This is a genomic window from Streptomyces sp. NPDC005070 (assembly GCF_053600395.1).
In genome coordinates this window covers 1-20,116 of record NZ_JBSFZS010000011.1, presented here as the reverse complement: position 1 = coordinate 20,116, position 20,116 = coordinate 1, and the positions used below count along the sequence as shown (strand labels likewise).

15 protein-coding genes are annotated in these 20,116 nt (G+C 73.6%); 3 read left to right on the top strand and 12 right to left on the bottom strand.

The genetic code is table 11. The features are described 5' to 3' along the window. Positions 1 to 30: 30 nt before the first annotated feature. From fxsT to ACWEBX_RS06040, 8 genes are all read right to left on the bottom strand, one after another. Complete coding sequence (gene fxsT, locus ACWEBX_RS06075) at positions 31 to 3,042, bottom strand: FxSxx-COOH system tetratricopeptide repeat protein (RefSeq protein ID WP_451883706.1); 3,012 nt, start codon at positions 3,040 to 3,042, stop codon at positions 31 to 33. Positions 3,043 to 3,316: 274 nt separating this feature from the next. Then, positions 3,317 to 4,987, bottom strand: a complete 1,671-nt coding sequence (locus tag ACWEBX_RS06070) for an aKG-HExxH-type peptide beta-hydroxylase (protein WP_451883705.1) — start codon at positions 4,985 to 4,987, stop codon at positions 3,317 to 3,319. After that, positions 4,984 to 6,096: an FxsB family cyclophane-forming radical SAM/SPASM peptide maturase gene (locus tag ACWEBX_RS06065; RefSeq protein WP_451883761.1), complete on the bottom strand. Its 1,113-nt coding sequence runs from the start codon at positions 6,094 to 6,096 to the stop codon at positions 4,984 to 4,986. Before ACWEBX_RS06065 ends, ACWEBX_RS06070 begins: the two co-directional genes overlap by 4 nt. A 348-nt stretch (positions 6,097 to 6,444) precedes the next feature. After that, positions 6,445 to 6,744 carry an FxSxx-COOH cyclophane-containing RiPP peptide gene (gene fxsA / locus ACWEBX_RS06060; protein WP_451883704.1) on the bottom strand — a complete coding sequence of 100 codons (300 nt, stop codon included), beginning with the start codon at positions 6,742 to 6,744 and terminating at the stop codon, positions 6,445 to 6,447. A gap of 53 nt (positions 6,745 to 6,797) precedes the next feature. Further along, the gene (locus ACWEBX_RS06055) at positions 6,798 to 10,109 is read right to left on the bottom strand and encodes an SAV_2336 N-terminal domain-related protein (protein ID WP_451883703.1); all 3,312 of its coding nucleotides are present in this window, start codon (positions 10,107 to 10,109) and stop codon (positions 6,798 to 6,800) included. Positions 10,110 to 10,116: 7 nt separating this feature from the next. Then, entirely contained in the window at positions 10,117 to 11,145 is a 1,029-nt protein-coding gene (locus ACWEBX_RS06050) for an AAA family ATPase (protein ID WP_451883702.1), read from the bottom strand. A gap of 157 nt (positions 11,146 to 11,302) precedes the next feature. Next, on the bottom strand, positions 11,303 to 13,354 hold the full coding sequence (locus ACWEBX_RS06045) for a VMAP-C domain-containing protein (RefSeq protein WP_451883701.1): 2,052 nt from the start codon (positions 13,352 to 13,354) through the stop codon (positions 11,303 to 11,305). A gap of 68 nt (positions 13,355 to 13,422) precedes the next feature. Then, on the bottom strand, positions 13,423 to 14,046 hold the full coding sequence (locus ACWEBX_RS06040) for a CU044_2847 family protein (RefSeq protein ID WP_451883700.1): 624 nt from the start codon (positions 14,044 to 14,046) through the stop codon (positions 13,423 to 13,425). Positions 14,047 to 14,228: 182 nt separating this feature from the next. Between ACWEBX_RS06040 and ACWEBX_RS06035 the strand changes: the two genes are divergently transcribed. After that, positions 14,229 to 14,411, top strand: coding sequence for a DUF6104 family protein (locus ACWEBX_RS06035; RefSeq protein ID WP_005312030.1), 183 nt, complete (start codon positions 14,229 to 14,231; stop codon positions 14,409 to 14,411). 39 nt (positions 14,412 to 14,450) lie between these two features. Here ACWEBX_RS06035 and ACWEBX_RS06030 read toward each other — a convergent pair whose 3' ends face one another. Continuing rightward, positions 14,451 to 15,284, bottom strand: coding sequence for a hypothetical protein (locus tag ACWEBX_RS06030; RefSeq protein WP_451883699.1), 834 nt, complete (start codon positions 15,282 to 15,284; stop codon positions 14,451 to 14,453). Positions 15,285 to 15,448: 164 nt separating this feature from the next. Here ACWEBX_RS06030 and ACWEBX_RS06025 point away from each other — a divergent pair, with 164 nt between their 5' ends. Together ACWEBX_RS06025 and ACWEBX_RS06020 are read left to right on the top strand one after the other, a co-directional pair. After that, positions 15,449 to 16,579, top strand: coding sequence for a DUF4097 family beta strand repeat-containing protein (locus tag ACWEBX_RS06025; RefSeq protein WP_451883698.1), 1,131 nt, complete (start codon positions 15,449 to 15,451; stop codon positions 16,577 to 16,579). Between the two features lies 1 nt (position 16,580). Beyond that, positions 16,581 to 17,657 (top strand): helix-turn-helix transcriptional regulator, encoded by a 1,077-nt coding sequence (locus ACWEBX_RS06020; protein WP_451883697.1) that lies wholly within the window; start codon positions 16,581 to 16,583, stop codon positions 17,655 to 17,657. A 224-nt stretch (positions 17,658 to 17,881) separates the two neighbouring features. On the opposite strand, the gene ACWEBX_RS06015 is transcribed toward ACWEBX_RS06020, so the two are convergent. The 3 genes from ACWEBX_RS06015 to ACWEBX_RS06005 form a co-directional block, all read right to left on the bottom strand. Next, positions 17,882 to 18,469 (bottom strand): Clp protease N-terminal domain-containing protein, encoded by a 588-nt coding sequence (locus tag ACWEBX_RS06015; RefSeq protein ID WP_451883696.1) that lies wholly within the window; start codon positions 18,467 to 18,469, stop codon positions 17,882 to 17,884. Continuing rightward, on the bottom strand, positions 18,469 to 18,678 hold the full coding sequence (locus tag ACWEBX_RS06010; RefSeq protein ID WP_148010429.1) for a helix-turn-helix domain-containing protein: 210 nt from the start codon (positions 18,676 to 18,678) through the stop codon (positions 18,469 to 18,471). Before ACWEBX_RS06010 ends, ACWEBX_RS06015 begins: the two co-directional genes overlap by 1 nt. A gap of 133 nt (positions 18,679 to 18,811) precedes the next feature. After that, a complete protein-coding gene (locus ACWEBX_RS06005; protein WP_451883695.1) occupies positions 18,812 to 19,777 on the bottom strand; it encodes a zinc-binding dehydrogenase in 966 nt (321 codons plus the stop codon). Positions 19,778 to 20,116: the final 339 nt, after the last annotated feature.

Below are 20,116 nucleotides of genomic sequence, written 5' to 3'. Positions count from 1 at the left end.
TTCGGTGTTCCGGTCCCCCGTTCTCCTACGTCACGTCTCCTGCGGTTCGAAGTCCCAGAAGGGCCGGTTGCGGGAGCGGGCGGAGATGGTGTGGACGTGCTGGGCGCCCAGGGTGGCGGCCAGGTCGTCGAGAGCCGCCTGTTCGACCTTCTCCGCCTGCTGGCGGTCCCGCAGGCCGCGCAGATCCGCCGCGAGGGCGATGCGGGCCGAGAGGGTCAGCGGGTGGGTGCGGCCGAGGACCTCGGTGGCGCGGGTCACCGTGTCCTGGGTGAGCGCCGCGGCCGACTCCGGGTCGCCGATGAGGTTGCGCAGGGCGGCGGCGTTGATGGCGCAGCCGAACGTCCAGGGGTGGTTCTCGCCGACCGCCACGGTCATGTCGGCCAACGCCTCTTCGATGACGACATGGGCGTGATCGCGTTCGCCGACGCTCCGCAGGACGAGGGCGTGGTTGGCGCGGACGCCTGCGTTGTAGGGGTGCCCTTCCTGGAGCATCATCTCGTAGCGGGCGATGACGGACTCGCCGATCTCCCGCGCCTGGTCGATGTCGCCGTGCTCGCGCACGAAGCAGCTCGTGTTGGCGGCGAACCGCAGGGTCTGCGGATGGGTCTCGCCCAGCACGCGTTCACAGCGCTCCAGTACGCGGGCGAACAGGGCCCCCGCGGCCGGGCGGTCGCCGCTGCGGTACTGGCACAGGGCCAGGTTGTGTTCGGCGTCCAGGGTCTGCGGGTTGTCGGCCCCCATGACGATGCGGTGTTCGCGCACGCTCTCCGTCTGGACGGATTCCGCCTCGGAGTAGCGCCCGAGGTAGCGCAGGTCGGTCGCGTAGTGGATCTGGGAGGAGAGGGTCCACAGGTGCCGGCCGCGCAGCAGTTGTCTGCGCGACTCCATGGTGCGCCGGTCGATGTCCAGGGCCTCTTCGAAACGGCCGAGCAGGCGCAGGGACACCGCCAGGTTGTTCTGGGCGCCCAGGGTGCGGGAGTCGGCGTCGCCCAGGAGGTCCCGGTAGGCCGCGAAGATCCACTGGGAGATCTCCAGTGCCTCGTCGTAGCGGGCGAGACCGCGCAGGTCGGCGGCGAGGCCGGTGGCGGCGCGGAGATGTTCCAGGTCCTGGGAGCCGCGCTCCTCGCGCAGGTGCTCGACGGCGGCGCGTTCGATGGCCTCGGTGCGTTGGTAGTCGCCGACCACGCGCAGCAGGTTGGCGTAGTGGTGCGTCAGCTCCCAGACGCGTGGGTGGTTCTCGCCGAGCAGGATCCGCCAGGCCTCCATGGCGCGTTCGCCGAGTTTGATGCCGGCCACGTACTCGCCCGAGAGGTACATGTAGCGAAGGCAGTTGAAGACCAGCCCCTGCACCGCCGGGTCCTTGCTCTGCAGGACGTCCGCGTACTTGAGGTGGGGCACGATCTCCGCGTAGCCGCTCCACAGCCGGGTGTCCGTAGGCCGACGCGGGTCCGCCGCGGCCAGGGCGCGCCGGACGACGTCGATGAACTCGCGGCGGTCCTCGTCGGGCATGTCCTTGTGGACGATCTGGTGGACCATGCGGTGCAGGTACAGGGACTCGCCGGAGGAGGCCGCCTCGTCGCCGGCCGCCTCGTGGGACTCCAGGCGGACGACGGAGTACTGGCGAAGCTGATTGATGGCCTTGTTCCACAGCAGCGGATCGTTGAGCAGACCCGCGATCTGTTCCGGCAGTTGGTCGTGCGGCATCTCCTTCAGCAGGCGTACGGGGATGAAGCCCGGCGCGAAGAAGGTGCACAGGCGGAGCAGGTCGACGGACTCGGGGACGGTGTCGCGGAGTTTGTTCAGCAGTATCGACCAGGCGGTCTGGAAGGCGACCGGGAAGTCGGCGGAGATCTTGACGACGTCCTGGTCGATGCCGCCGTCCAGGAGGGCGATGTACTCCTGGACGGACAGGTCCGAGTCGTTGAGCCAGCCGGCCGTCTGGTCCAGCAGGAGGGGCAAGTCCTCCAGGGCTTCGGCGAGTTGGTCCGCCTCGGGTTCGGTCAGGCGGGGCGCGCGGCGGCGGATGAAGGCGACGGACTCGTCGCGGGCGTAGACCGGCACCTCCAGCAGCTTGCTGTTGTGCTCGCTCCACTCGGGGTTGCGCGAGGTGATCAGGACGTGGCCGGGCCCGGTGGGGACGAGGTCGTAGATCTGGTCGGGCTCGTCCGCGCCGTCCAGGATCAGCAGCCAGCGCGAGTACGGGGCGCCCCGGCGCAGCGAGTCGCGTACGGCACGCAGCCGTTCGCCGTACTCGGCGCCGGTGCTGAGGCCCAACTGCGGTGCCAGCTCGGCCAGTCGGCGCCGGTAGGTGACCCGTTTCTCGGCGTTGACCCACCACACCACGTCGTACTCGGAGCCGAAGCGGTAGACGTACTCGGCGGCGAGCTGCGTCTTGCCGACGCCGGACATGCCGTGCAGCGTGACCACGCCCGCGCCCGCCTCGGCGCCCTGGAGGAGGTGGTAGGCGTCGTTCAGGAGCGGCTCGCGGCCCGTGAAGCGGGTGTTGCGGCGCGGCACTCCGCCCCAGACCTCGGGCATGGCGGCCGGGAAGCGGGGACCGCGCCGGGCTCCTTCGACGGACTCGGGCAGCGGTTCCGAGGGCAGGTCGAGGCGTTCGAGAACGCGGCGCTCGGCTTCGTCGGAGCCCATGTTGTTCAGGTCGACCGCGCCGAGCACGGTGGTGGCCGTCGGCAGGGTGCTGTTGGTGACGGAGACGGCCGCGAAGCGGGACGGGTCGGGCGCGACGACCTCGCGCAGCGCGGCGTTCCACTCCTCGTGGGTGCGCGGGCCGAGCTGGAAGTACCACTCGCTGACGACGATCAAGATGCGGCCCTTGGCCAGGGTCAGGTCGCGCAGCAGGTCGACGAGGGGCACCTCGGCCGGGGAGTCCCAGCGCTGGTACACCACTCGATGTCCACGCCGCTCCAGACGGTCCCCGATCCAGGCCGCCCAGGCCCGGTTGAAACCGGCGAAGCTGATGGTGACGGTCTGCTTCGCGGACCCCCTCTCGGCTGGCCCGACCGGTGTACGAGCTCCAGACATGCAGCGGCCTCCCCGCGCGTGATTTTAGAACCGCCGCGAGGGTCGGCGATAGGGCGCCGACGCACACCAGTCGCTTGCTCCACGGTTCCTTTTCCAAGGTGTTCAGCGCCGATCTTGGCGCACGGTCCGCCCCGCGTCCGGGAACCCACTTCTTTCGGCGAGGATGGCTTAATCGTGACGGGTCGTGGCCGGTTCGACCGGCGCGCGGGGCGCGTACCGAGGGGGCGACGCGACTCGATCGGCTTCCGCCGCGCCCCCCCTTGGGGTGCGGGCCTCATTCGCCCGGTGCGTGGCGCCGGTTCCACAGCGACCGGGCGGCCTGTACGTACGCCGTCGCGCGCGCCGCGTGTCCGCGCGGCGGCGGCTGTTCGGCGAGCTGTTCGTACACCTCGACCATGCGGTCGACGAACCGGCGTCCCCGCACGGTGAGATCACCCGATCCGACGAGCGCCGGCAGGACCGCCCCGACCTGTGCCTGACAGCGCGCGTGCTGCGCCCAGGCGGCGTCGCGGTGGGTGGGAAGCGAGGCGGCGAGCGCGCTGCGCTGGAAGAAGTCGGCGAGCGCGAGGTGGGAGTAGGCGCCCTGCAACAGGCCGTCGTACGGGCGGGGATCGGGGCGCCAGGGCGCGAAGTGGCGCGCTTCCGAGCCTGCGTGATGGAGCGTCACCATGTCACTGAGCGCGGCGAGTTTGGCGTGCTGGATCTCGTGGACGAGGGTGGCCGCGAAGGCGGTCGCCGTCGCCGGCGCGCTGCTGAGGACCGCGCCGAAGGCCTCGCGCCGAGTGCCGCTGCAGCTTCCGCCGCCGCCCGGTACCGAGCCGGGCGGGGCGGCCAGAGGGACCAGACAGCGCAACAGCGTCACCGCTTCCGCGAGCCGCCGTTCGCCGCCGAGACCGAGCGCCGCCGCGGTGCCCGACCATGTGTGCAGCCAGTGCTTGCGGTCGGCGTCGTCGAGGACGGCCGGGCCGCTCAGCGTGTCCGGGCGGGGTCCGCCGCGTGCGGTCCGGTACGGGTCGAGGTCGTCCAGCGGTACGGCGGCGGAGCCCGGCACCAGACCGGGCAGCGCGTACGCCGGCGTCCAGGCCGCGGCCTCCGACCAGGCGCCGGCACCGCTCTGCAGGCGAACGACCACGTCCGCCTCGCCGGGCCACCGGAGGGTCAGCCGTCCCCGCCGGTGCACGACACCCACCTCCGTGTCCCCGGAACCGGAACCGCCCGTCCGCAGCGCGCCGAGCGAGGGCAGCGCCAGCACGCCGTCGTGGGCGGTCAGCCGCACCGCGTAGGACACCCCGGCACGGGCGGCGGCCACGGCGGCGAGGGACCCGAAGTGGGCGAGCGCCCGGGCTGGTTCACGGGTGTCACGGTCGGTGCTCGGGCCCGTTCCGGACCCGAGCGCGCGCAGGGTGTCCCGTGCCCAGGGGCCGATGAACGGGTGAAGGAGGAGGGCCCGGACGGGGGACGCCGGAGGGCCGGTCCCGGACGCCGCGTCCCCCTCGGACACCGGCCCGGAACCACCGGACCGGCCGGTCCCCGGCGCGGAGTCGCCCGCTCCCGCGAACTCCGCGGCGGAACCGGCCGGCCCCTCGGACACCGGCGAGGCCGCACCTGGCCGGACGGGTCTCCGCGCGGAACCGTCCCGCAGCGCGGGTACCCGGCCACCCGGCCGCCGCGCCCCCGGACCGTCCCCGTGGGTCCGTCCTCGGCGGTGGGCGGACGGCTCCCGTCGTTCGGCCTCCTCCAGCAGGGCCCAGTCCTCGCGCAGCCGGGTCAGGGCGGCGGCGGGGCAGACGTCCGGGCCGGCCGACTCGGCCGCGTCGAGGACCGCACGGAGCAGGAGCAGCCGTCGGGTGTGCTGGTCGCGGACGAGGAGCCGGAGGGTCTCGGGGCCGCCTTCGGTGCGGCCGAGTTCGGTCAGGGCCCGTTCCGGGACCGCCGGCAGGATCACGGGACGCCTCCTTCGGAAGCGGCGGGGGCGGTGGCCCCGGCCAGCCGGCGAGCGACGTGGTGGATGAAGCGCTGGAGGTCGGCGCAGTACACGGAGGGGTTGGCGAATCCGTGTCCGGCCCGGTATCGATGCGCGTAGTGTCCGCCGCCGCAGACGTGGAGCAGCGGGCAGGCCCGGCAGCGCGCGGCCAGCGAGGCGGCGCCCGCCTGCCGGGCCGCGACTCCGGGGTGGCGCAGAGCCTGGTCGAAACGGTGCCGGAAGACGTCGAGGCCGGTCCTGGCGGCCCCCTCGTAGCAGGACTTGAGGGAGTCGACCTGCTCGATGGAGCCGTCCGTCTCCACGACGAGGGCGTCGAAGGGCGCGAGGCCGAGGGACTCGGTGGCGGCGGGCAGCCCGAGGAGCAGCGCGAGGCACTCCTCGAAGAGCCGCACGCGTGTCTCGCGCCGCCCGGCTCGCCACCAGCGGTCGAAGACGGCGCACAGCCAGTCGCCGTAGGGGGTTCCCGGTCCCTGCCGGTGCGGCGGGGGCGCGGACCAGTTGCCGTGCGGGAGCAGCAGGTCGAGGGCCGGTGGCCGGAGCGCGAGCAGGGACTCGTACAGCTCGACCGGGTCCGTCGTGGGGTCGACGACGGTGAGGATCCCGGCGTACGCCTCCGGGTGGCGTTCGGCGATCAGCCGGGCGCCGCGCGCGGCGGCGGGCCAGGACGGGCGGCCGGCGTGGTCGGTGCGCAGCGTGTTGTGCTCGGGCAGGCCGCCGTCCAGGCTGATGCCGACCCGGACGGAGTGCCGGGCCAGGACGGCGAGCCGCCGTTCGGTGAGCAGGGTGGCGTTGGTCTGGACGGTGGCGTGCACGGTGCAGTCGTCCGGGACCCGGTCGCGGACGAGGCCGGTGAACCGGGTGAGGGTGTCCACGCCGGCCAGCAGGGGTTCGCCGCCGTGCAGGACCAGGGACAGATCCTTCAGGCCGTGGGCGGCGGCGTGTTCGCCGATCCTCCGCGCGGTCCGCTCCAGGACGCCGGGCGGGGCGGCGCCGGGGCGGGTGCGCCAACCGCGGTCAGGGCCCTCGTAGAGGTAGCAGTAGCGGCAGGCGAGGTTGCAGCGGCCGTGCATCTTCACGATGAACTGGCGGAAGGGGAACGACGGTTCGGGTACCGGCGGTTCGAGCAGGGCTCGTTCGGGCAGGGCTCGTTCGGGCAGGGGCGGTTCGAGATGCGGCACGGAGATCACGGGGATCGGGGAGGTCACCTCTGCAGACACTCCGGCACCCCCATGATGTACGGCCGCGCGATCCCACGCCGCGAACCGCGCCACGGCCCCCTGCCCGTACGGGGCGACATTCCCGGACGCGGACCGGACACAAACGTCACCCCTTCGAAGTTGTCCGGTTAAGCCATAAGTAGAGACCGGAACCGACTGCTCGTGAGCGATATTTGATCGAGTTCTCCCTCGCTTTGCCGCTCAGAAAGCGCTGTTGAACCCCCACAGGATCTCGCTCGGCTGTCCGGACCGCGTCCGCAGTTCGGACAGCACCTCGGCCAGCACCGGGTGCTGAACGGTCCGCAGCTCCGCCAGGTCCAGGTCCAGCAGTTCGGGGAGCTCCGCAGGATCCGGAGCCTCCGTCGGACCGCCCGGCGCTCCTTCGGGCCTCGGCACCTGTGACGGGTCCGGGGTCTTCGGCGGGCCCGGTGACCACGGCTGCCGCTCCCCCGCGGCATCGCGGTCCTGTGCGCCGTCCGGTACGTCGTCCCGTACGCCCATGTCTTCTCCCTCGCCTTCCCTGACTCCGCCCCGGCGGCCGCCGGCAGGCGCTCTCACTCCAGCTCGGCCAGCCGCTGTGCCGTCTGCCGGGCCGTCGGCTCTCCCGTGCTCGCGACGCCCTCCGGCAGCCTGGACCACTCGGTCCGTGCGGCCCGGTAGGCCTCGCGCGCGGCACGCGGGCGCGCCGCCGCTTCGTAGGACATACCCCGCCAGTGCTGTGCCCGAGCGGCCAGTTCCACGGCTTCCTGGCGCGTGCGGTCCGTCTCCGCGTCCTCCTCGGCCTCGCGGGCCGACTCGGCCGCGGCCCGGAAGGCGTCGATGGCGTCGTCGAGCCGCGCCTTGCGGCCGAGGCTCTGGTACGCCTCGAACTGGGCCTGTCCGAGCTCCAGCCAGCAGCGGGCGGTGGTGAGCGGCGGGCCGTCCTCCAGGGCCGCGAGGCCGAAGAGGTGCTCGGCCTCGCGCAGGTCGACCCGGTCACCGCGGGCGCGGTAGCGCAGCATCAGCGCGCGGCCGAGAAGCAGCAGGCGGTGGGCGAGTTCACCGCTGCCCGCGGGCGTCTCGGTACGGCAGTCCCGCAGCACCCGGATGGCCCGGTACAGCGATTCGCCGGGGACGCGTCCGCTGTCCGCCACGGCGTGGCGCAGCAGGACCTCGCCCCATTCGGCGAGGACGTCGGCGTGCGCGGGGGCGTCCCGGGGCACTCCGCGTGAGGCCTGCTCGAACCGCGCGGCGGCGTCCTGGAGTTCGCGCGGGTCGCCCGTGTCGGCGTACCGGGCGACGTGGACGCGCCCGGCGCGCACCAGCAGGGCGGAGCGCAGCCCCTGGTCGCGGGTGAGGGCGAGCGCCTCCTCCACGTGGTCCCGGGCGTCGTCCAGTGCGCCGCCGGACCTGAGGAGCGCGTCGGCGAGGTCGAGGAGGATGCGGACGCGTGAGGACGCGCCGTCGGGCGCGGGCGGGTCCTCGGGGCCGGTCTCCAGGGCGGCGCGCAGGGAGCGCGCGCCCTGTTCCGCGTACAGCCTGGCCTGTTCGTGGTCGGCCGTGGCGCCCGACAGGCGCAGCAGGACACGGCCGTGGGCGAGCGGGAGCCCGGAGGGGCGGCTTCGCCGGTCGGGCCAGGCGTCGGCGAACGCCTCCAGCATGCCGACGGCGCCCTGGAGGAGCGCGCTGTCGCCGCCGAGGCGCCACTGCGCCTCCAGCGCCCGTACCCGTTCCAGGGTGAGCCGCAGGGCCTCGGCGGCGTCCAGGTCGGGCGCGGCGCAGGCCACCGCGTACTCGCGGTCCGCGCGTTGCAGCAGGTCGAGCGCGCCGCGCCGGTCGCCGCGCCGCCTGCGGTCGGTGGCGGCGGCGTGCAGGACCCGGGCCAGGACGGCCCTCTCGCGCAGGGCCCGGGGGTGCGCGACGGCGCGTTCGGCGGCGGCCTCCGCCTCGCGCAGCAGGTCGGCGCCGCCCTGCACCTCCCACAGCAGCAGGACGCAGTTGGCGTACTCGGCCCACAGTTCCGGGTCGGCGCCGGGGAGCACCTCGTGTTCGGTCGCGCCGCGCAGCAGTTGTACGGCGTCGATGAGGTCCTGCACCATGCGGTCGCTGCCGAACTGGCCGGCCAGTGAGCGGGCCCTGAGCACGGCGGGGTGGGTGGGCCGCCGGCCGGGCGGGCCGTCGGGGCCGCGGGTGGGCGCGTAGCTCGCGAAGTGTTCAGGCAGCGGCATGAATCGCTCCAGTACCCGTGCGGCGACCTCGGCGAAGGGCTGGGGCACGAGGGTGGCGCCGCCGTTGTCGCCGTTCTCGCCCGGGTATCCGGCGGACGAGAACGGCGGTCCTGAGCCGGCCTCGCCGAGCTGTGCCAGGGCCAGGGCGGGGAAGTTGGGGCCTCCCTTGCCGAAGCGGTGCTCGATGTATTCGGAGCAGTGTTTGAGCACCAGCATGGCCTCGTCGAGGCCCAGCGGGGACAGCAGGGCCTCCTGCGCGCCGGGCGCGAACTCGTACCACTGGGTGCCGTCCGCGCCGTAGTCCTCCGCCTTGGCGCGGGAGACCAGTCCGCTGAGCAGGACCTCGGCCAGTTCAGCGGGCCCGGAGTCGGGAAGCATGGTGCGCTGGACGAGCTGCATGACGGGGAGGCTGAGCGGGGCCGCGGCCAGATAGCCGGCCAGCCGCCCGGCCGTCTTGGAGGCGTTGGAGCGGAACCGGCTGACCAGTTCGAGCCCGGACATCCGGCGTCCGGGCCGGGCGCTCGGGGCGGGTTCGTGCTGCCTGCGCACCCAGCCGACGGCGCCGGCCACGGGTCCGGCACCTGCTCCGGACAGCAGTCGCGCCCAGGCGCCGAGCGCGGCGGGCTCGGGCGGCAGGACGGGCACCGGGAGCGCGCCGCCGCGTGCCTCCGGCGGGGTGCCCGCGGGCAGCCGGACCTTGAGGGTGGCGGCGCCCGCGAGGGCTTCGCCGCGTGTCAGTTCGCCGTACGACACCGGGAGCCGGGTGCGGTTCCACATGCGCTGCGGCAGCGGCTGGAGTACGGCGGCGGGGCCGAGCCGGGACAGGTGGTGCAGGAGGCGGTGGGCGTGGCCGCTGTGCCACAGGGGGCCGGCGCAGTCGCTGACGAGGAGGGTGACGCGGCGGCCCGTCGGGTCGCTCAGCCGGTCGGCGGAGTGCAGGGGGGCCGCGCCGGGTTCGGGGCTGCGGCTGACGGCGGGTTCTCCGTCCGGGCCCTGGTGGAGGTGGCTGATCTGAATGTCCCGGAAGGCGCCGAGCCGGCTGAAAACCTGTTCCAGCTCGGCGAACATCCGGTCCCACACACGCATGGACGAGGAGGCGTCCATGACGAGCTGGAGCGCGGCGTCGGCCCTGGTCACCCCGCGGAACACGGGCAGGACCAACCCGCCCGCCCGGGCGGTCCGTTCGGCGGTCTCGGTCTCGTCGAGGACGGTGCGCAGGGGTGGTGCGGCGGTGCGGTAGGCCTGCAACGGGCGTAATGCGCGCTGGAGTTCGAGGGGGGAGGGGAACGCGGGCGCGGCCGGGACGCCGACCGGCAGCACCGCCGACCGGCCCTGCCCGGTGCCGCGCGGCGCGCCGTCGCGCGGCACCGGGTAGAGCGCGACGCGCCGGTCGGGCTCCGTGTCCCGCCACGCCGGTCCGGGCCGGTCGCCGGGCGCCGGCCCTTCTTCTCCCCGCGGGTCCTGGCGTCCGGCGGCGGGGTCCTCGGCCGCCGTCCCGTGGCCGGAGGGCGGCGTGCTCCCCCGCCCGTCGCCGGTCCCGTCGGTCGGGCGCGACCAGCGGGCCAGCCACAGCGCGTCGGCCAGTTGCCGGGCATCGGGATCCAGCCCGGTCCGCCGTATCCGGGCGATGAGTTCGGCGATCGGGTCGCCGCCGGTCATCAGCGCGTCACCTCGGGCGGTCGAGTCGCTGGATGAGCAGGTCGGCGAGCCGGTCGCGGCTGGGCGGGGCCGCGGCGTCGGTGAGGTGGATGGCGTTCAGGAGCTGGTCCGCGGCGACGAGTTCGCTGCGCGAGCGCTCCAGGAAGTGGGTGATCAGGTCGTCCCCGGCGCGCGCGGCCTCGTCACCCAGGTGGGCGCGTACGAAGGTGGCGAGCCGCTTGTGATCGGGGCGGCCCAGTTCGAGGTGGATGCAGCGGCGCATGAGCGGGGCGGGGAAGTCGCGTTCGCCGTTGCTGGTGAGGACCACGAAGGGGAAGGCGTGGCAGCGTACCCGGCCGTCGCGCACTCGCGCCTTGGTGCCGTCGGCGGTGAGGACCGCGGCCTCGCCGCCGGGCAGCCGGTCGGCGACGCGCTGCAGTTCGGGAATCTCGAACTCGCCTTCCTCCAGCACGTTCAGGAGGTCGTTGGGCAGGTCGATGTCGCTCTTGTCCAGCTCGTCGATGAGCAGCACGCGCGGGGTCTCGGAGGGCAGCAGCGCGGTGCCGAGCGGGCCGAGCCGGATGTAGCTGCCGATGCCCTCGACCGAACCGGGCGCGCCGGGTGCGGCGGGGTCCGCGCCGTGCGGGGCGGCGAGCTGCACGTCCTGGAGCCGTGCGATCGCGTCGTAGTGGTAGAGGCCGTCCCGCAGTGTGGAGCGGCTGACGATCGGCCAGCGCAGGACGTTGCCGAGACCGAGTTCGTACGCGACCGAGTGCGCGAGCGTGCTCTTGCCCGCGCCGGGGCTGCCGGTGACCAGCAGGGGCCGGCGCAGATAGAGCGCCGCGTTGATCATTTCGAGTTCCTCGGCGCCGGGCCTGTGCAGTTCGGCCAGATGCCGGTACGCGCCCAGCCTGCGGTCCTCGGAGCCGTCGCCGTCACCGCCGGCGGTGACCCGGCTCGCGAAGTCGCGCCACGGCGGCGGGGCCGGCAGCCGGTTCAGGCCGTCGTGGGGTTCGCCTGCGCCTCGGTAGATGAGCCACTCGCTGGAATCGGTCATTGCCCAGTCCTCGTCGTCACTCGTCCACCCCGGAAGCCGTCGATCGTCGCCTCACCGTATCGATCCACGGAGGGCCCCGTAAGGCCCCAAGAGGGGCTCGTGGCAGCCCACTTCGGCCTCTTTCGAGCATCGCGCGACAACGGCTCCACCGATGCGGTCATGGCGCCTCCAGCAGGTCTCCGGTCCCGGGCAGGGGCCGGCGCGGGTCGTCGTAGAACAGGGCGATCCCATGCGCCCAGTAGGTCTCCGGCCGGCCCTCGCGCAGGCCGGCCCGCAGGGCGTGCACCAGGGCGGGGAGCCGGTCCGCGCCGCCCGCGCCCGCCACCGTGTCGCCGGCTCTTCGGTGGAACTCGCCGCAGACCGCTTCGGGCTGTCCGCGCCAGCGCCGCCACAGCGCGACGCCGTATCCGCCGTGCACGATCCGGACGAGCGCGACCGGGTCGTCCTCGAAACGGTGGTCCCCGTAGCGGCAGAGCACCGGAACGGTCTTGTGCGGCAGGCCGCGCAGCGACTCCGCCGCCGGTACCGGTACCCGCAGACCGTCCTCGCAGTCGAGGACCTCGGTCTGTGCGCCGTGCGCGTGGATCCATCGCCAGCGGGCCTCGCGCTCGTGCCGCTCCTCGTCGGCGGGGAGCGGCTTTCCGGCGTGGGCCGCCATGTCGGCGGGTTCGGGGAACTGCTCCCGGTCGGCGCAGCGCACGACGACGGGCCGCTGGGCGCCGAGCGGTGCCTCGTCCGGCCCGAACTGCCAGGCGTCGACGTCGAGTCCGAGCAGCAGATGGGGCAGCGCCACCTGGAGGTCCACGGGCCGTCCGGGTTCGTCGCACTGGCGGAAGGCCTCCGTCAGGGGCGCCGCGAGAACGGCCGGCAGCTCCTCCAGCGGGGTGCGTTCGCCGTCCCGCAGCCGCACCACCTCCCCGGTCGGACGGCCCACGGAGACGTGCCAGTCGCAGCGGCCCGGCTCCCAGCCGAGCTGCTCCAGTTCGAGCAGGACGAAGAGGCGGGGCGCACGATCGGCGCTCCGCGCGGTGGCGTGCGCCGCCTCTGCTTCCGCCGCCGCGGGGCCGTGGGGCGCCAACTGGAGCCGTTCGATCCACTGTTGACCGAGACGGCGCCGGTAGGCGGGGCCCGGACGGCCCTCGGCGGTCTGCCGCACCCACTCCCACAGCGCCCGTTCGGCGGCCCGTGTGCCCGGTGTGACGAAGGGGCGTTCGGCGGACATCGCCCGCATGGCGTAGTCGAGGACGAGGTCGAGGGCAGCGTCCTGGCGCGAGCTCTCGTACAGCGCCCCGAGCCCGTCGCGCCAGCCGCGCGGGGCCGGGTGAGGGATCGCCGCATGGTCGCCCAGCAGGGATTCGAGGAGGCCGAGCAGCGCGCGGGTGCTGGCCGGCGGCGGCAGATCGGCGAGCCTGCCGAGGAGTTGGGTCCGTTCCTCGGGGCTGAGAGCCCGACCGGGCCGGGCGCCGAGCTGGTTCTGGACGTCGGCCCAGGTGCTGCGGTCGGTGTCCGGGTGGCGCTGCCGGTCCCGGTGGTAGCGGTCGTGCGCGTGGAAGACGGCGTGGTACGGGTCGTCGTGCTCGGCGGACGGCTCCTCGGCCGGCACCGGGAGCGACCGTAACTGCTCCACGCCCGTACAGGTCCCGCCGAGCCCTCGGTCGGTGCGCGACTTCAGGACGCCGACGACCTCACCGCGTACGGGGTCCACGACCGGGCCGCCCGAGACGCCGGGCGGCAGCACGTCGCCGCCGAGGCGGATCTGCTCGTCGTCGGACCAGCCGCCGAGCGTGCCCTGGACCGTGCAGGTGCCGCTCAGCCGGCGCAGCTCCCCGCCGACCACGGACCAGCCGGAGTAGAGGACGACGGCCTCCTCGTAGTAGGCGGCCGGGCGCTCGGTGACGTACGCGCAGTCGTGGTCCACCGGCTCGCGCAGCCGCACCAGGGCGAGGTCGGGGGACGGCCACGTGCCGCGGGCCGGCAGCCCGGCGCGGTCCGGGAGGACCGTCGCGACCTCGCCGGTGACGGCGGACGTACCGCGGCCCGGCCCCCTCTCGTACACCACCGTCACCTCGTTCCCCTCCCCGCTCCGGACCACATGCGCGCAGGTCAGAACCCAGTTCGGAGCGATGAAGAAGCCGCTCCCGAGGAACGTGCCGGGTTCGTCGAGGGCATACCCGGAGCCCGCGCGATGGATGCGTACGGTGGCGGCCATGACGAGATCACGCAGCGCACGGTGAGCGTTCCCGGGGCCGCCCGGTGCGCCCGGGGCGTGCCCGTCCGTCATGCTCCGCCCCCGCCGGAGGGGTCGGTGGCCGCGCCGTGCGCCGGGGCGCCGGGAGACGCGCCCGCGTGCGGGGTGGTCCCGGTCCCTTGCGGGTCAGGTGGCCCCGCGTCCGGGGCGGCGGTTCCGAGCCCTTCCGGGTCGGGTGACCCCGCGCGGGGGGCGGCGATTCCGGCCCCTTGCGGGCCGGGGGGTCTCACGTGCGGGATGGTCCCGGCCCCGTCCGGGTCGGGTGACCCCGCGTGGGGGGCCGCGATTCCGCTCCCTTCCAGGTCGGGTGGGGCTCCGTTCCAGGTGAGCGTCACCGTGATGCCCGCCTTGGCCTCGCCGTCCGCGAGCAGCCCGACCACCTTGCCGGCCTTCGCGGTCAGCTCGATGCCGAACTCGACGCTGACCTCGTCGGGCCGCACCGCGCGCAGCGGGGCGGCGAGCGAGCGGGCGACCCCGGTGATCAGCGACTGCAGGGACTCGACCTGCGCCTCGACGCGCTCCGCGAAGCCGACGTCCGTCAGCGACAGCTCGCCGCCGGGATCCTCCAGTTCGTCCGCTCCCGAGATCCGCGCCCACACCGGTGTTCCGTCGGGCATCTCGATCCGTGCGATGCGTGTCACCGCGTCGCTCATGGCATCCCCCGTTCCCCCACGCCCCCGTGGTCCGAGCCGACCTTGCAGGCTAGCGGCGGCGGCCCGCGCACGACAGAGGCCCTCCCGGCGTTCCTCGCCCCCGGAGACCCTCCGCCCGTTCCTCGCCCCCGCCTATCCTTTTCCCAGCGTTCCACTTCCCTTTCACCCACGGAGCACCATCCATGTACTTCACCGACCGCGGCATCGAGGAACTTGAGAAGCGGCGTGGCGAGGAAGAGGTCACCTTCGAGTGGCTCGCCGAGCAGTTGCGTACGTTCGTCGACCTGAACCCGGACTTCGAGGTACCGGTGGAGCGGCTGGCGACCTGGCTGGCCCGCCTGGACGACGAGGACGACGAGGAGTAGGAGCGGGAGCTCCGGGCACCGTCTTCGCGCGTGGACCCGTCAGTCGTAGGCGCGCAGGTGGTCGTACGCCAGACCGAGGGCACCGCGGAGCGTCAGGACGGCGCCGACGACGATCCAGCCGCCGCTGTGCCGCCGGATCCCCCAGGCGGTGAGCGGAAGGCCCACGGCGAGCTGGGCCGAGGCGAGGGTGCGGGCCCTGGGGCCGCGCAGCCAGGGCCCGAGGCCGCCGCTCTCCACGACGTCGAGTTCGGCGCCCACGGCGGCGCGCCAGCCGTTCCATTCGATCTGCTCGGCGTCCGGCAGGATCCGGACCGCGTCACGCAGCCGTTCCGCGGGTTCTCCGGGGTCGACCCCGGCCGGGAGGATCACCCCCGCGCGCGTGAGGACGGCGAGCAGCCCGCTCACGCGGGCGTGCGCGTCGGCCACGGGGTCGGGCTGCGTCAGCGGCTCCAGCAGTTGCATGTCGAGCACCGGATCGAGGCCCAGACGGGCGGAGAAGGTGCGCATCGCCTCGTCCTCGCCGACCGGCGTGCCGTTCGCCAGCCATTCGTAGCCCACGGTGCGCCGGAAGCCCGAGGCCAGGGTGAAGCCGCTGCGGTCGGTGTCCCACCACAGCGCGAGGACGGGCCAGGGCGCGCCGACGGCGAGCGCCGCGGCCCAGCCGGTGAGCACGCGGTCGACGGGTTCCGCGCCGTCCTGCCAGGGCTTGCCCTCGGGGACCAGCACGCTCCAGTCGGGGCCCGCTCCGGCGAGCAGCATCCGCTCGCGCAGCAGTTGGACGGCGGGGCCGACCGACTCCGGACGGGCCCGGCACAGCAACAGGGCGCCGGGGGCCGGAGGGCCGCCCCTGGACACGCCGAAGGGAGTCGACATAGCCCCACTTTAGGGCGAATTGCCCGCTTCGATGCACCCATGATCCCCAGAACGGGTGTCTTGACTTTGCGCATCCGCGATATATCGTGAATGCGGAAGACGCGATATGCCGCGTCGAGCTCGGGCTCGTACGAGGGTCCGGTCCGGTCGAGGAGGTCTGCACCATGTCCGAGTGGTCCGTGACAGAGCCGAGGAAGCTCTCCTTCGACGGCCCCGTCCAGACGCTGCACGTGCGCATCGTCAACGGAACAGTGAACGTCGTGGGGACCGACGAGGGTTCCGCGCGGCTTGAGGTGTCCGAGCTGGACGGCCCCCCGCTCCAGGTCACCCAGGAGGGCGGCACGCTCACGGTGGCCTATGACGACCTTCCGTGGAAGGGCTTCCTGAAGTGGCTCGACCGCAAGGGCTGGCGCCGTGCGGCCGTGGTCTCCCTGACCGTCCCGACCCGCACGCACGTCGAGGTGGGCGTGGTCGGCGCCGCCGCCGTGGTCTCGGGGACAGACGGACGGGTCCAGGTCAAGGGCGTCACCGGCGACACCACGCTCGTCCGTGTCGCCGGCCCCGTGCGCGTGGAGACCGTCTCGGGGAACCTGGAGGCCCAGGCCGTCACCGGCGACCTCCACTTCAACTCGGTCTCCGGCGACCTGACCGTCGTCGAGGGCTCCGGCACCTCCGTGCGGGCCGAGTCGGTGAGCGGTTCGATGATCGTGGACCTCGACGCGACGGGCTCCCCCACCGACGTCAGGCTGTCGAACGTCTCGGGCGAGATCGCCATCCGGCTCCCCCACCCCGCGGACGCCGAGGTGGAGGCGAACACCGCGAGCGGCAGCGTCTCCAGCGCCTTCGAGGACCTGCGGGTCAACGGCCAGTGGGGCGCCAAGAAGATCACCGGCCGGCTCGGCGCGGGCAACGGCAGACTGAGGGCGATGACGGTCTCGGGCTCGATCGCCCTGCTGCGCCGGCCCCCGACGGAGGACGAGCCGTACGAGGACGTCCCCGAACCCCGGGACACGGCCCGCCAGACCGGCCCGGACACCGCCCCGGACCCGACCGCAGACACCGCCGCAAACGGCTCGACGACTGGCTCGACGGGCGGCGCGGCGGACGACAAGGCGAGCGGCCCCGCGACCGGCAGCACCGGTGACGAGAGCGGTTCCGCGACCGACAGCACCGACGACCTGGCCGGCGACTCGGCCACCGCCACCGCCACGGCGGGCGGCGCGGCGGACGACACACCGGGCGACGACGCCACCGAGGGCCGGCCGGCCGACTCGACCGACAAGAAGGTGCTCTGACATGGCCCCCGTCTTCGCCCACGGCCGACTGCGCCTGTACCTCCTCAAGCTGCTGGACGAGGCCCCGCGCCACGGATACGAGGTGATCCGCCTCCTGGAGGAGCGCTTCCAGGGCTTGTACGCACCCTCTGCGGGCACCGTCTACCCCCGGCTGGCGAAGCTGGAGGCCGAGGGACTCGTCACGCACACCTCCGAGGGCGGCCGCAAGGTGTACGCGATCACCGACGCGGGCCGCGCCGAACTGGCCGACCGGAGCGGCGAGCTGGCCGATCTGGAGCTGGAGATCCGCGAGTCGGTCGCGGAGCTCGCGGCGGAGATCCGCGCGGACGTCCGGGGCGCGGCCGGTGATCTGCGCCGCGAGATGCGGGCGGCGGCCACCGAGGCCCGCCACGGCTCCGGGGCGAGCGCCCGGCCGAAGCAGCACGACGATCCGGCGGGCGGGTCCGGCCTCGACGACTTCCAGGACAAGGAGTCGTGGCGGGCGGCGAAGGAGGAGATGCGGCGCGTCCGCCAGGAGTGGAAGGAACAGGCCCGCCGCGCGAAGGACGAGAGCCGCCGCGCCCGCGACGAGGCGCAGCGTGCCCGCCGCCAGGCCAAGGAGGCCCAGGAGAAGGCCCGTGCGCAGGCTCAGGAGGAGATGCAGCGCATGGCCAAGCGCGTCCAGGACCAGGTCCAGGATCATTTCGCGCGGGGTGACTGGCCGACGGGCGTGCGCGAGGGGCTGACCGAACTGGCCAAGGAGTTCGGCGACTTCGGGAAGAACTTCGGCAAGGACTTCGGGAAGGATCTCGGCAAGGAGTTCGGCTTCGGCCGCACGCCTTCCGGAGCGTCCGTGGACGCGGAGTACTCGGCCACGCCGGAGGACTTCCCCGCCGCGTACGAACCGGCCTGGGCCCACGAGGACTCCACGGGCGACCCCGCCCGGGACCTGGACCGTCTGCTGGACCGCTTCCGTGACGACATCCGCGACACGTCCCGCGACCACGGGATCACGGAGGACCAGCTCCGCGACGTCCGCCGCCATTTGTCGGCGGCGGCGGCCCACATCGGCTCGACGCTGCGAAGCAAGCGGCTGTAGGTCCCCGGCGCCGAGGACCGGCTCGGCGGGGTCACCTGCGTGACCTCGCCGACCCGGTTGCCCCCGGCCCCGCCGACCTGGTTGCCCCGGCGCCGCCGACCGTCGCCCAGTCGCGTTCAGCGGCTCGCGCCTGGACCCGCCCCGCCGCGCCCTCAGGTCACGCGGGCGGGCCCGCACGGCTCACACCGGCCCCGTCACCGATCACGCCGGTCCGCGGCCGGCGCTCATCCGGCCTCCGCCACCCCGGTCTCGCCGGCCGGTCCGGTCTCGCCGTACAGCACGCGTGTCACCGATGCGTAGGTGACGTTGTGGTCGGCCAGTACCTCGGCGGCGACCCCGCCCCGCAGGGTGACCGCCAGGAGCAGGTGCTCGTCCCCGATGTGCCGGTCCCGTCGGGCGGCGGCGATCCGCAGGGCTCGTACCAGCACGTCCTTCGCCTCCTGCCCGAAGGGCCGCCGGCGGGCCCGCCTGCCGTTCGCGCCGCGCTCGCCCGACTCCAGCGCCCCTTCTCCGTGCGCCTCCTCGATCCGGGAGACGATCTCGGACAGGTCGATACCGAGCCCGGAGAGGGCGTCCGCGTCGGCGCGCGAGAGCCCGCCCCTGCGCCTCGCCTCGGCGAGGTCCCGCTCCAGCGACTCCCGGAACCCGGATTCCCCTAGCGAGGAGAGGGCGAAGGAGGCTCGGCTGCCCTCCCGGTCCAGGAGGGCCAGCAGCATGTGCTCCTCCTCGACCGTCCCGGCGCCCACCCGCTCGGAGTGCGCCACCGCGCCCTCGACGACGGCACGCGCATCCTTGGTGAAGCGTTCGAACATCACTGCCTCCCGTACTTCTTGTGCACGGCCTGCCTGCTCACTCCGAGTTCCGCGGCGATCTCCTGCCACGACCAGCCCTGATGGCGCGCACTGCGCACCTGTACCGCCTCCAACTGCTCCAGCAGCCTCCGCAGCGCGGAGACCGCTCGCAGCCCGATCCGCGGATCGCGATCACCCGCGCGCTCGGCAAGATCCGTTGCTTCGGTCATGACGTCAACTTACGTTGACACTCCACCTCTGTCAATCAAAATTGACACCGTCGACGCCCGGACGTCCATGCCAAACGAAACGGCGGGCCCGGAAACCCGGACCCGCCGTTCGTGTGTTCCCACGCCCCGAACCTCAGCTCGCCGTCAGCACGATCTTGCCGAACAGGTCGCCGGACTCCAGTCGTTCGAAGCCCTCGCGGGCCCGGTCGAGCGGCAGCACCTCGTCGACGACGGGCCGCACACCGGTGGCCGCGCAGAAGGCCAGCAGATCCTCCAGCTCGTCCTTCGTCCCCATGGTGGAGCCGACCACCTTGAGTTCGAGGAAGAAGATCCGCGTCAGCTCGGCGTGCGAGGGACGGTCACCACTGGTGGCGCCCGAGATGACGACGGTGCCGCCGGGACGCAGCGACTTGACCGAGTGCGACCAGGTGGCGGCGCCGACCGTCTCGATGACCGCGTCGACCCGCTGCGGCAGCCGCGCCCCCGACTCCAGCGCCTCGACGGCACCGAGTTCGAGGGCCCGCTTGCGCTTGGCCTCGTCCCGGCTGGTCGCGAAGACCCGCAGGCCGGCGGCCTTGCCGAGCACGATCGCGGCGGTGGCGACGCCACCGCCGGCCCCCTGGACGAGGACGGAATCGCCGGGCCGCACCCCGGCGTTGGTGAACAGCATGCGGTACGCCGTCAGCCACGCGGTCGGCAGACAGGCGGCCTCGGCGAAGGACAGTTCCCTGGGCTTCGGCAGCACGTTCCACGTCGGTACGGAGACCTGCTCGGCGAAGGTGCCCTGGTAGCGCTCGGTGAGGATGGAGCGGGGCTCCTCGGGGCCCACCCCGTGCCCGCTCTGGCCGATGACGGAGTGCAGGACGACCTCGTTGCCGTCCTCGTCGACGCCGGCGGCGTCACAGCCGAGGATCATCGGGAGTTTGTCCTCGGCGAGGCCGACTCCGCGCAGCGACCACAGGTCATGGTGGTTGAGGGAGGCGGCCCGTACGTTCACGGTCGTCCAGCCCGGCCTCTGTTCGGGGGCCGGGCGCTCCCCCAACTCCAGGCCGTTCAGCGGCTGGTCACGGTCGATTCGGGCGGCATAGGCAGCGAACATGACCTTGACGATAGGCTCCGCCCCCGGCCGGGGGAACCGCCTCCGTCTGTGACACGTCCCCCACCGACCGGGTGGCCCCGCGCACAGACAGTCCTCGCCCCCTCCGCCCCTGCCCGTCCCGTACCTGGGGGCTGCCGCCCCCAGACCCCCGCTTCGGCCTGAACGGCCTCGTCCTCAATCGCCGGACGGGCTGAAACTCTCCGGCAGGAAAAATTCAGCCCCTCCGGCGATTGAGGAGCGGGGGGCCGGGGGCCCCTTGGGGCGGCCGGACGATCCGGAGGTGTGGATGACGTACGCCGGGTGGTACGGGTCGGGTCCGGGTTCCGGATTCTCGGCAGA

Coding starts and splice junctions, on each gene's coding strand:
- ACWEBX_RS06055 (WP_451883703.1), bottom strand. CDS start 10,109: ATGACCGGCGGCGACCCGATCGCCGAACTCATCGCCCGGATACGGCGG.
- ACWEBX_RS06035 (WP_005312030.1), top strand. CDS start 14,229: ATGTACTTCACCGACCGCGGCATCGAGGAACTTGAGAAGCGGCGTGGC.
- ACWEBX_RS06005 (WP_451883695.1), bottom strand. CDS start 19,777: ATGTTCGCTGCCTATGCCGCCCGAATCGACCGTGACCAGCCGCTGAAC.
- fxsA (WP_451883704.1), bottom strand. CDS start 6,744: ATGGGCGTACGGGACGACGTACCGGACGGCGCACAGGACCGCGATGCC.
- ACWEBX_RS06020 (WP_451883697.1), top strand. CDS start 16,581: ATGGCCCCCGTCTTCGCCCACGGCCGACTGCGCCTGTACCTCCTCAAG.
- ACWEBX_RS06050 (WP_451883702.1), bottom strand. CDS start 11,145: ATGACCGATTCCAGCGAGTGGCTCATCTACCGAGGCGCAGGCGAACCC.
- ACWEBX_RS06025 (WP_451883698.1), top strand. CDS start 15,449: ATGTCCGAGTGGTCCGTGACAGAGCCGAGGAAGCTCTCCTTCGACGGC.
- fxsT (WP_451883706.1), bottom strand. CDS start 3,042: ATGTCTGGAGCTCGTACACCGGTCGGGCCAGCCGAGAGGGGGTCCGCG.
- ACWEBX_RS06065 (WP_451883761.1), bottom strand. CDS start 6,096: ATGCACGGCCGCTGCAACCTCGCCTGCCGCTACTGCTACCTCTACGAG.
- ACWEBX_RS06040 (WP_451883700.1), bottom strand. CDS start 14,046: ATGAGCGACGCGGTGACACGCATCGCACGGATCGAGATGCCCGACGGA.
- ACWEBX_RS06045 (WP_451883701.1), bottom strand. CDS start 13,354: ATGGCCGCCACCGTACGCATCCATCGCGCGGGCTCCGGGTATGCCCTC.
- ACWEBX_RS06030 (WP_451883699.1), bottom strand. CDS start 15,284: ATGTCGACTCCCTTCGGCGTGTCCAGGGGCGGCCCTCCGGCCCCCGGC.
- ACWEBX_RS06015 (WP_451883696.1), bottom strand. CDS start 18,469: ATGTTCGAACGCTTCACCAAGGATGCGCGTGCCGTCGTCGAGGGCGCG.
- ACWEBX_RS06010 (WP_148010429.1), bottom strand. CDS start 18,678: ATGACCGAAGCAACGGATCTTGCCGAGCGCGCGGGTGATCGCGATCCG.